The 10901-nt window shown below is 75.1% G+C and carries 7 protein-coding genes; all 7 read right to left on the bottom strand.

Translation table 11 applies throughout. The annotated features are described in order from the left end of the window. Positions 1-16 precede the first annotated feature (16 nt). Positions 17-1168 carry a cobalt-precorrin-5B (C(1))-methyltransferase gene (locus IF22_RS0100735; RefSeq protein ID WP_030327542.1) on the bottom strand — a complete coding sequence of 384 codons (1152 nt, stop codon included), beginning with the start codon at positions 1166-1168 and terminating at the stop codon, positions 17-19. Next, complete coding sequence (cobM, locus tag IF22_RS0100730; RefSeq protein ID WP_030327540.1) at positions 1165-1998, bottom strand: precorrin-4 C(11)-methyltransferase; 834 nt, start codon at positions 1996-1998, stop codon at positions 1165-1167. The genes IF22_RS0100735 and cobM overlap by 4 nt, the downstream gene beginning before the upstream one ends. Continuing rightward, on the bottom strand, positions 1995-2768 hold the full coding sequence (gene cobI / locus IF22_RS0100725; RefSeq protein ID WP_030327539.1) for a precorrin-2 C(20)-methyltransferase: 774 nt from the start codon (positions 2766-2768) through the stop codon (positions 1995-1997). The genes cobM and cobI overlap by 4 nt, the downstream gene beginning before the upstream one ends. Continuing rightward, positions 2765-4120, bottom strand: a complete 1356-nt coding sequence (locus IF22_RS0100720; protein ID WP_030327537.1) for a cobyrinic acid a,c-diamide synthase CobB — start codon at positions 4118-4120, stop codon at positions 2765-2767. Before IF22_RS0100720 ends, cobI begins: the two co-directional genes overlap by 4 nt. Beyond that, on the bottom strand, positions 4114-4725 hold the full coding sequence (gene cobO, locus IF22_RS0100715) for a cob(I)yrinic acid a,c-diamide adenosyltransferase (RefSeq protein WP_030327536.1): 612 nt from the start codon (positions 4723-4725) through the stop codon (positions 4114-4116). The genes IF22_RS0100720 and cobO overlap by 7 nt, the downstream gene beginning before the upstream one ends. A 75-nt stretch (positions 4726-4800) precedes the next feature. After that, on the bottom strand, positions 4801-7107 hold the full coding sequence (locus IF22_RS0100710; protein ID WP_051708075.1) for a VWA domain-containing protein: 2307 nt from the start codon (positions 7105-7107) through the stop codon (positions 4801-4803). Further along, complete coding sequence (cobN, locus tag IF22_RS0100705) at positions 7104-10772, bottom strand: cobaltochelatase subunit CobN (RefSeq protein ID WP_030327533.1); 3669 nt, start codon at positions 10770-10772, stop codon at positions 7104-7106. The genes IF22_RS0100710 and cobN overlap by 4 nt, the downstream gene beginning before the upstream one ends. Positions 10773-10901 lie beyond the last annotated feature (129 nt).

Genomic DNA, 10901 nt, shown 5'->3' with positions numbered 1-10901 from the left:
ACCGGCTCAGCCCGCGTCATCCGGGCCACCGGCCGGACGAGGCGACGACGTGCGCTCCGGCGAAGTCGACCATCGCCACGTCCACTGTGACCGTCGGCCCGGCGAAGCGCCGCAACACCGCCTGGACCCGCTGGCAGAGCAGGTCACCGGCCGGGGCGAGCAGCCCGGCGGCCTCCCACAGCTCGTACGCGTGCCGCCCGGTGTTCGCCTCGGTCACGGCGGCCACGAGCGACGGATCGCCGCCGGCCTCGGCGGTCACCGCGCCGAGCAGCGACAGGTCCACCTTGGATCGGGTGTAGTGGGTCATCAGGATGCCCGCCGCGAGTTTGGCGAGCTTGCCGGCCATGCCGACGAAGACCACACCGGTCATCGCGTCCTCGACGGCGGCGGTGACCGCCGCGCCGGTGAAGTCGCCCACCTCGACGAAGCACACCTCGGGCAGGTCCGGCAGCAGCGCGCGGGCGGCCCGCTCGGTACGCCCACCGGTGCAGAGCACCACTGCGCGCTCGCCCTGGGCGGCCATCACGTGCACTGCCTGCACCACGCTGGCCCGCCACGACGCGGTGGAGAAGGGACGAACGATCCCGGTGGTGCCGAGAATCGAGATCCCGCCGAGGATGCCGAGGCGGCGGTTGGTGGTCTTGCGGGCCATGATCTCGCCGCGAGGCACGCTGATCACCACCCGGACGCCGACCTCGCTGAGGTCGACCACCTCGGCCACCGCCTCGCCGATCATCCGGCGGGGGGTGTCGTTGATCGCCGGGCCGCCGACCGCGAGCCCGAGGCCGGGCTTGGTCACCGTACCGACGCCGGCGCCGCCGGCCAGCCGCAGGCCGGGTACGTCGGTCCAGTTCACTGTGGCGGTCAGCTCGGCGCCGTGGGTGACGTCCGGGTCGTCGCCGGCGTCCTTGACCACCACCGCCTCGGCGCGCACCGGTGGGGTGCCGCTCACTTCGCAGCGTTCGACAGGAAAGCGCACCCGGCGCCCGGCGGGCAGCCCGATCTCCACCTCCTGTTGGGTCTCGCCGGTGACCAGCGCGGTGACCGCCGCCTTGGCCGCCGCCGTCGCGCACGCCCCGGTGGTCCAGCCGGTGCGCAGCGCGGTGGGCCGGACCTTCGCGGTACGCGGCAGGTCCGGCTCGCGCAGCGGCGGCTCGGCGTACGTCATGGTGTGGCTGTCCCCCCGGCGCGGGCGCTGGCCTGACGGCGCAGCTCGGCGCGGGCGGCCGGCTCGGCCCGGCGGAAGGTGTGGAAGTGCCCGGGGTGATAGAGGTGCGAGCGGGTGCCCTCGGCGGCGAGCGCCGGCCCGACCAGGAACAGGGTGTGCTTCCACAGCTTGTGCTGCTTGACGGTCGCCTCCAGGGTGCCGACAGTGCAGCGGACCACCAGCTCGTCGGGCCAGGTCGCCTGGTACGCCACGACGGCCGGGGTGTCCGGCGGGTAGCCGCCGGCCAGCAGCTCGGCCTGCACCTGCCCGGAGCGGGCGGCGGAGAGGAACAGGGCCATGGTGGTGCCGTGCCGGGCGAAGTCGCGGACCCGCTCGCCGGACGGCATCGGGGTCTTGCCGCCTTCGAGGCGGGTGAGGATCACCGACTGGGCCACCTCGGGCACTGTCAGTTCCCGTCCGACGATCGCCGCGACGGCGGTGAACGAGGACACCCCGGGCACGATCTCGACGGCCAGGCCGAGCGCCCGGCACAGGTCCAGCTGCTCCTGCACGGCGCCCCACAGCGCCGGGTCTCCGGAGTGGATCCGGGCCACCGTCATCCCCTGTTCGGCGGCGCGCCGGTAGAGCGGCAGCACACCCTCGATGGGCAACTGCGACGAGTCGACGATCTCCGCGTCGGGGCGGGCGTGCGCCAGCACGTCGGCGTGCACCAGGCTGGCCGCCCAGATCACGATGTCCGCCTCGGCGATCACCCGGGCGGCCCGCAGGGTCAGCAGGTCCGCCGCACCGGGGCCGGCACCGACGAACCACACCTTCGCGTCGCTGGTCACAGCTTTCCTCCTCGGTGCTCACGGCGGGCCGGAACCAGCAGCGTCGACAGGTACGGCAGGTCGTCCCCGGTGTCGTCGACCGGCCCGACGCGTTCACCGGGCAGCCCCAGGCTGCGGCCGAGCACCGCGTCGGCGAGGCGGCCCTGCCGGCGCAGTTCGGCGAGCAGCTCCGGGTGCCGCCGCCAGCCCTTGTAGGCGACCACGGTGCCCGGTCCGGCGAGGGCGTCGGCGAAGAGCGCCAGGCCCGCGGTGGCCGGCAGCAGGGTGAGCGGTTCGCGTCCCTCGCAGAGCGGGGTGCCGCTGCGCGCGGCCAGCTCCTGCATGGCGGTGACACCGGGCACTGTCGCCACCCGCACCGCCGGGCGCAGCGCGCGGACGCTCTGGGCCAGGTACCCGAAGGTGGAGTAGACGTTGGGGTCGCCGATGGTGGCGAACACCAGCGACCGTGCGCCCGCGTCGATCGCCTCGACGACCACCCGGGCCGCCTCGTCCCACGCCTGCGCCCGGCGCGCGGTCACCCCACCCCGGTCGTCCAGCGCGAACGGCAGCCGACGCAACCGGTCCGCGGCGACGTGCTGCCGCACTGTCGCCTCGGCCCGCCCGGCCTGCGCGCCCGGCGGCGTCGGAGCGGCGGTCGCGCCGGGTTCGGCCCGGTCCGCCATCACGGGTACGAAGACCAGGTCGGCCTCGCCCAGCAGCCGCACCGCCTTGACGGTGAGCAGCTCCGGGTCGCCGGGGCCGACACCGACCCCGGTGAGCGTGGCGGTCATCGGGCCGCCTCGACCAGTCGGCGGGCCGCGCCGGGGTGACCGGCCCAGTGGGTGTGCAGGTAGGACGCGTGCACCCGGCCGGAGACGAAACCGTGCTCGGCGTCGTTCCACCGCCACGCCGGTGCGTCGCCGTGCCCCGGGTCGGTGGTGGTGCGGTGGAACTCGTGGCCGCGTACCTGCGCACCGGCGCGGGCCACCGGGGAGTCGGTGCTCGCCACTGCCTCCCGGTAGCCGAGGGTGAGCCGGTCGGTCATCCGGGCGGTCAGGTCCAGCCGACCGCACATCGGTACGCCGTCCAGGGACCGCCCGAGGTAGAGCAGCCCGGCGCACTCGGCCACGATCGGCCCGTCGAAGTCGGCCAGCTCGGCGCGCAGCGCGGTGTTGTCGGCAAGCGCCTGGGCGTACGCCTCGGGGAAGCCGCCGCCGATCACCACCGCGCGGGTGCCGGTGGGCAGCGCCGGGTCGCGCAACGGGTCGACGGTGACGACGTCCGCGCCCGCCGCGGCGAGCAGTTCGGCGGTCTCCGCGTACGAGAAGGTGAAGGCCGGACCACCGGCGAGCGCGACGCGTGGTCGCTCGACGCCGGCCGGCCCGCCGACGGCGGCGACCGGGTCCCACGCCGGGGCGGTCAGCGGCGGGGCGGTGCGGGCCAGGGCGAGCACGGCGTCGACGTCCACTGTGGCCTCGACCAGCTCGGCAAGGGCGGTGACGATGGCGAGCGACTCGGGGGCCCGCTCGGCGACCGGCACCAACCCGAGGTGCCGGGCCGGCGCGGCCACCTCGGCGGCGCGGGTGACCGCCCCGAGCACCGGTACGCCCACCTCGGCGAGGGCGTCGCGCAGCAGTGTCTCGTGCCGGGGTGAGCCGACCCGGTTGAGGATCACCCCGCCGATCCGAACCGCCGGGTCGAACGCGGCCATGCCGAGGGTGAGCGCGGCGGCCGAACGGCCCTGCGCGGTGGTGTCCAGCACCAGCAGCACCGGTGCCTCGATCAGCCGGGCGACGTGCGCGGTGGAGGCGAAGTCACGCCGGCCCACCGCGCCGTCGTGCAGGCCCATGACGCCCTCGACCACGGCGACGTCGGCGGGCGTGGGGACGCTCGCGCCGTGTCGCAGCAGGGGGGTGATCAGGTCGGGCCCGACCAGGAACGGGTCGAGGTTGCGGCCGGCTCGTCCGGCGGCGAGGGCGTGGTAGCCGGGGTCGATGTAGTCGGGGCCGACCTTGTGCGGGCTGACGGCGAGTCCCCGTCGGCGGAGCGCGGCGAGCAGCCCGGTGGCGACCGTCGTCTTGCCGTGGCCACTGGCCGGGGCGGCGACCACCACCCGGGGCAGCGCCCACTGCCCGCTCACCATTCGATGCCCTTCTGGCCCTTCTGGCCGGCGTCCATCGGGTGCTTGACCTTGGTCAGCTCGGCGACCAGGTCGGCGGCGGCCACCAGGCGCGGGTCGGCGTCCCGACCGGTGATCACGACGTGCTGGAAGCCGGGCCGGTCGGCCAGCGTGGCGACCACCTCGTCGACGTCCACCCAGCCCCACGTCATCGGATAGGTGAACTCGTCCAGCACGTACAGCCCGTACCGTTCGGCGGCCAGGTCACGCTGGATCTGCCGCCAGCCCTCCAGGGCGTCGGCGGCGTGGTCGGCGTCGCCGCCGCGCTGGATCCAGGACCAGCCCTCGCCCATCTTGTGCCAGGCCACCGGCGCGCCCTGGCCGGTGCGCTCGTGCACCTCGCCGAGGGTCCGGAAGGCGCTCTCCTCCCCCACCCGCCACTTGGCGCTCTTGACGAACTGGAACACCCCGACCGGCAGGCCGGCCGTCCAGGCCCGCAACGCCAGCCCGAAGGCCGCCGTCGACTTCCCCTTCATCTGCCCGGTGTGGACCATCAACAGCGGCCGGTGCCGCCGCTGCCGGGTCGTCAACCCGTCAGCGGGCACCACGCTCGGTTGTCCCTGCGGCATCAGGCCGTCCCCCGTTCCGCGATCGCCGCTTCCGCGATCTTGCAGCTTCTGTTGGTCATATGCGCGCTTGGTCCCTTATGCCGCGACAGCAAGTGCAAGATCGCGGGGGCCGGGGTGGGGGTGGGTCAGGGACTCCAAAGGGGTTCTGGGGGCACTGAGCTGGGTGGCCAGGCGGGCGGCCAGGTGGAGGCGGACCGGGCCGGACTCGCAGTCGACGACCACGCAGGCAGCGTTGGTGGCGGCCAGGACCTGCGCCGCCGCTGCCGCCCGGTCCAGTGGGCGGGTGCCGGCGGTGGCCCGACCATCGGTGACGATGAGGACCAGCGGGCGGCGCTTCGGATCGCGCAGGCGCTCCACCCGCAGCAGGTCGACGGCGGCGAGCAACCCCTCGGCCAGCGGTGTCCGCCCACCGGTGGGCAACTCGGCCAGCCGGGTCGAGGCGGCCAACACCGACGAGGTCGCCGGCAGCAGGGTCCGGGCACCGGCACCCCGGAACGCGATCACCGCGACCTTGTCCCTGCGCTGGTACGCGTCGGTGAGCAGGGCGAGCACCGCGTCCTTCACAGTGGTCATCCGCTGCCGGGCCCCCATCGATCCGCTCGCGTCCACCACGAAGAGCACCAGGTTGCCCTCACGCCCTTCGCGAACCGCCTCCCGCAGGTCGTCGCGGCGCAGTCGCAGCGGACCGGTGAGCCGGCCCCGGGCCGCCTGGTGCGGCGCGGCGGCGCGGATCGTGGCCGGCAGGTGCAGCGCGCCGACCCGGCCCGCCGGCACCCGCGCGCCGGTGGTGCGGCCCCGCCCGGTCCGGGCCCGCGACCGCCGGCCCGGCACCCCGTCACCCAGGCTGGGCGCGGTCAGCGTCCGCGCCCGCAGCCCACCCCGGGGCACGGCCACCGGCTGCGACTCCCCGCCCCGGGTCGGGTCCTCGGCACCGGCCGACGCTCCCCGGCCACCGGGCGTCCCCGCGTTCCGACCGTCGCCGTTCGGGTGCTGCGGCCAGCGGTCGTCGCCCCGGTCACCCGGCTGACGCTGCGGCCAGCCGTCGGTACCGTCCGGGCCGTCGGTGCGCCCGTCCGGGCCCGCGCCGTCACGTGCCGTCGAGTACCCGGCCGACCCGGGTTCGCCCTGCTCGACCCCGTCATCGCCGGCGTCGCCGCCTTGGGCTCCGCCGCCAGCCGGGCTACTTCCGTTCGGGCCGCCGTCACCGGCCGGGCCACCACCGTTGGGGCCACCACCGTTGGGGCCACCGCCGTTGGGGCCACCGTCGTCGGGGCCGTCGGGGCCGTCGTCGTCCGGGTCGTCGGGGTGGGCGTCCTGGGCGCGCTGCAACGCCTCGTCGAGGCGCTTCTCGTCCAGGCCGGGGGTGTCGAACGGGTCGCGGCGGCGGCGGTGCGGCAGGGCCAGCCGGGCGGCCACCCGGACGTCGTCCATGGTGACCCGGTCCCGGCCGTGCCAGGCGGCGTGGGCGAGGGCGGTGCGGGCGGTCACGATGTCGGCGCGCATCCCGTCCACGTCGAACGCCGCGCACACCTCGGCGATCTGCCGCAACGCGGCGTCCGGCAGTCGTACCCCGGGAAGTCGGCGGCGGGCGGCGGCCACCTGGGCGGCGACCTGGGCGTCCGCGTCCGCCCACCCGGCGGCGAAGTCGACCGGGTCGGCGTCGGCGGCCAGCCGGCGACGGACCACCTCGACCCGGATCTCCGGGTCCCGGCTGGCGTTCACCTCCACGGTGAGCCCGAACCGGTCGAGCAACTGCGGGCGCAGCTCGCCCTCCTCCGGGTTCATCGTGCCGACCAGCAGGAACCGGGCCGCGTGGCTGACCGAGACGCCCTCCCGCTCCACGTGGCTGCGGCCCATCGCCGCCGCGTCGAGCAGCAGGTCGACCAGGTGGTCGTGCAGCAGATTGACCTCGTCGACGTAGAGCACGCCCCGGTGCGCGGCGGCGAGCAGACCCGGCTCGAACGCGCGGACCCCCTCGCCGATCGCCTTCTCCAGGTCCAGCGCGCCGACCACCCGGTCCTCGGCGGCACCCACCGGCAGCTCGACCAGGCGGGCCGGGCGGGTCTCGGCGGCGGCGTCGGCCGGATGCGGGCCGTCCGGGCACGCCGGGTCGGGCCCGGCCGGGTCACAACCGAACCGGCAACCGGCCACCTGGCGCACCGGGGGCAGCAGCGCGGCGAGGGCCCGCACGGCGGTGGACTTCGCGGTGCCCTTCTCGCCCCGGACCAGGACCCCGCCGATCGCCGGGGAGACCGCGTTGAGCAGCAGGGCCAACCGCATGTCGGCCATACCGAGCACCGCGCTGAAGGGATAAGTCGCCACGGCGCCTCCTTTCGTTCGCGACTGCGGGGCTCGCAAAACCGGCTCACTCCTCGCGCTCACGCCCGGTCCTCCAGGTCGCCCTCGCTGGCCAGGTACGTGTCGCGCAGCCGGTCGAGGGTGCTCGGCTCCGGTGCGGCCCACAGCCCCCGGTCAGCGGCCTCCAACAGCCGCTCGGTGATGCCGCGCAGCGCCCACGGGTTGGACCGCTCCAGGAACTCCCGGGTGGTGTCGTCGAAGAGGTACGCGGCGGCCAGGTGTTCGTACATCCAGTCGTCGACGACACCGGCGGTGGCGTCGTAGCCGAACAGGTAGTCCACTGTGGCCGCCAGCTCGAACGCGCCCTTGTAGCCGTGCCGGCGCATAGCGGCGATCCACTTCGGGTTGACCACCCGGGCCCGGAACACCCGCCGGGTCTCCTCGCCCAACGTGCGGGTGCGCACGTCGTGCGGCATCGCCGAGTCCCCCACGTACGCCGCCGGTGACGTGCCGGTGAGGTGGCGGACCATCGCCACCATCCCGCCGTGGTACTGGAAGTAGTCGTCGGAGTCGACGATGTCGTGCTCGCGGGTGTCCTGGTTCTTCACCGCCACCGCGATCCGGGCGAACGAGCGTTCCATGTCGGCGCGCGCCTCCCGCCCGTCCAGGCCCCGGCCGTACGCGTAGCCGCCCCACACCGCGTACACCTCGGCCAGGTCGGCGTCGCTGCGCCACGTCCGGGCGTCGATCAGGGGCAGCAGCCCCGCCCCGTACGCGCCGGGCTTGGAGCCGAAGATCCGGGCGGTGGCCCGCCGCTCGTCGCCGTGCTCGGCGAGGTCGGCGGCGACGTGCGCGCGCAGGTAGTTCTCCTCGTCCGGCTCGTCCAGGGCGGCGACCCGCCGGACGGCGTCGTCGAGCAGCGCCACGACGTGCGGGAACGCGTCGCGGAAGAAACCGGAGATGCGCACCGTGACGTCGACGCGCGGCCGGCCCAGCTCGGCGGTCGGCACCACCTCGATGCCGGTGACCCGCCGGGACCTGTCGTCCCAGACCGGCCGGCAGCCCAGCAACGCGAGCACCTCGGCGATGTCGTCACCCTGGGTCCGCATGGCGCTGGTGCCCCACACTGTCAACCCCACCGATCGGGGGTACCCGCCGGTGTCGGCGAGGTGCCGGGCCAGCAGCGAGTCGGCGAGGGCCACCCCGACGTCCCAGGCGTTGCGGCTGGGGATGGCCTTCGGGTCGACGGAGTAGAAGTTGCGGCCGGTGGGCAGCACGTTGACCAGGCCCCGGGTGGGTGAGCCGGACGGGCCGGGCGGCACGAACCTCCCGTCGAGCGCGCCGAGGGTGTGGGTCAGCTCGTCGGTGGTCCGGTCCAGGCGGGGCACCAGCTCGGTGGCGGCGAAGCGCAGCACCGCGGCGGCGTCCGGGATCGGTTGCCCAGTCACCTCCGCCACCACGGCGTCGACGGCGTCCACTGCCCAGCCCTGGGTCTCCATGCCGACGACCAGCCGCCGCGCGAGCGCTTCGATGAGGTCGATCGCGTCGGCGGCGGTGCCGGCCGGCCCGTCCACCACGTCGGTGAGCGCCGTGGGCAGCGCCAGTCGCTGTCCCGGCGTCGCGAGCAGTTCCTGCTCGTCGAGCCCGAACGCGACGGCGAGGGCCTGCCGCAGGCCGGGCAGTGCGCGGGCGCCGCCCCAGATCTGCGGGGCGCGCAGCACCGCCAGGACCAGGTTGACCCGTGCCTCGCCGGTGGGCGCGTCGGCGAGGATGTGCAGCCCGTCGCGGATCTGCACGTCCTTGACCTCGCAGAGGTACCCGTCGAGGTGCAGCACGAAGTCGTCGAAGTCGTCCGGGTCGGGCATCGCCTCGGCGTGCAGGTCGTGGTGCAGCTCGGCGGCGCGCACCAGGTCCCAGATCTGGGCCCGCACGGTGGGCACCTTGGCCGGGTCGAGGGCCTGCACGGTGGCGTACTCGTCGAGCAGTTGCTCCAGTTTGGCCAGGTCGCCGTAGGTCTCGGCGCGGGCCATCGGCGGGACCAGGTGGTCGACGACCACGGCGTGCGCCCGCCGCTTGGCCTGGGTGCCCTCACCGGGGTCGTTGACGATGAACGGGTACACCAGCGGCAGGTCGCCGAGGACCGCGTCGGGCGCGCAGTCGGCGGCCAGGCCGAGGCCCTTGCCGGGCAGCCACTCCAGGGTGCCGTGCTTGCCCAGGTGCACCACGGCGTCCGCGCCGAAGCCGCCGTCCGCGACCGGCGCGGTCAACCAGCGGTACGCGGCCAGGTAGTGGTGACTCGACGGCAGGTCCGGGTCGTGGTAGATCGCGATCGGGTTCTCCCCGAAGCCGCGCGGCGGCTGGATCAGCAGCACCACGTTGCCGAAGCGCAGCCCGGCGAGCACGATGTCGCCGCCGTCGGTGTACAGCTCGCCGGGCGGCTCACCCCAGTGTTCCCTGATCCGCTCCCGCAGCTCGGCCGGGACCTGGTCGAACCAACGCCGGTAGGTCTGCCCCGGTATCCGGGCCTCGGCGCCGGCCAACTGCTCGGGGGTGAGCCACTCCACGTCGTGGCCACCGGCGGCGATCAGCGCGTGGATCAGCGCGTCGCCGTCGGTGGGCACCGGGCCGTCGCCCAGGTGGTAGCCGGCGTCCGCGAGCGCGGCGAACAACCGCACCGCCGACGCCGGGGTGTCCAGGCCGACCGCGTTGCCGACCCGGGAGTGCTTCGTCGGGTACGAGCTGAGCACCACGGCGACGCGCTTGTCGGCGGCCGGCACGTACCGCAGCCGGGCGTGGCGCACCGCGATCCCGGCGACCCGGGCGGCCCGCTCGGGATCGGCGGCGTAGACCGAGAGCCCGTCGGCGTCGATCTGCTTGAACGAGAACGGCACGGTGACGATCCGGCCGTCGAACTCGGGGATGGCCACCTGCATGGCGGCGTCCAACGGGGACAGCCCGGCGTCGCTGTCGGCCCACTGCGCCCGGGTGCTGGTGAGACAGAGCGCCTGGATGATCGGCACGTCCAGGGCGGCCAGGACGCCGACGTCCCAGGCGTCCTCATCGCCGCCGCCGGAGGCGTCGGCAGCGACCGCACCGCCGGCCGCGAGCACGGTGACCAGCAGCGCGTCACAGCGGGCGAAGAGCCCGAGCGGGCCGGCGTCGGCGGTCAGCCCGCGCAGGGAGCCGCAGAAGATCGGCAGCGGGTTGCCGCCGGCCGCCCGGACCGCCTCGACCAGCACGTCGATGAAGCCGGTGTTGCCGGCCAACGCGTGTGCCCGGTAGAAGACGATCCCCACTGTGGGCCGATACGGGTCGGCCAGGTGCGCGCCGTGCACCCCGTACGCCGGGGTGCGCGCGGGCGAGGCGAACCCCTCGCCGGTGAGCAGCACCGTGTCGGAGAGGAACCGCGCCAACTGCCCCAGGTTGTCCGGGCCGCCCTCGACCAGGTACGCCAGCGCCTGGGTCGCGACACCGGACGGCACTGTGGAGGTGGCCATCAGCTCCGCGTCGGGTGTCGCCTCGCCGCCGAGCACCACCGTCGGCACGCCGGTGGCGAGCACCGCGGCGAGGCCGTCCGGCCACGCCTGCCGACCGCCGAGCAGGCGTACGACGACGAGGGCGACCCCGTCGAGCAGGGCGGGCACCTCGTCGACGGTGACCCGCGCGGGGTTGGCCAACCGGTAGTCGGCGCCGCTGGCGCGGGCGGCCAGCAGGTCGGTGTCGGCGGTGGAGAGCAGCAGGATGCGCACGGCAGGCTCCGGAAAGTGACGTCGACGCGCTCGCCGATGCGAGCTGGCGACGTGGGATGGGCGCGGGGTTCAGCAGGCACCGCGACCCGGGCGGCTCACCGGCGCGGGGCCGACGGCGACGGGTGGCGC

The organism is Micromonospora parva, assembly GCF_000718515.1.
Taxonomy (GTDB): domain Bacteria; phylum Actinomycetota; class Actinomycetes; order Mycobacteriales; family Micromonosporaceae; genus Micromonospora; species Micromonospora parva.
Note: the sequence above shows the minus strand (reverse complement) of the source record. Positions and strands in the feature narration are given on the sequence as shown.

What these genes read in the sequence shown, in the direction of transcription:
- IF22_RS0100720 (WP_030327537.1), bottom strand. Translation starts at nt 4,120, where the DNA reads ATGGTGAGCGGGCAGTGGGCGCTGCCCCGGGTGGTGGTCGCCGCCCCG.
- IF22_RS0100735 (WP_030327542.1), bottom strand. Translation starts at nt 1,168, where the DNA reads ATGACGTACGCCGAGCCGCCGCTGCGCGAGCCGGACCTGCCGCGTACC.
- cobO (WP_030327536.1), bottom strand. Translation starts at nt 4,725, where the DNA reads ATGCCGCAGGGACAACCGAGCGTGGTGCCCGCTGACGGGTTGACGACC.
- cobI (WP_030327539.1), bottom strand. Translation starts at nt 2,768, where the DNA reads ATGACCGCCACGCTCACCGGGGTCGGTGTCGGCCCCGGCGACCCGGAG.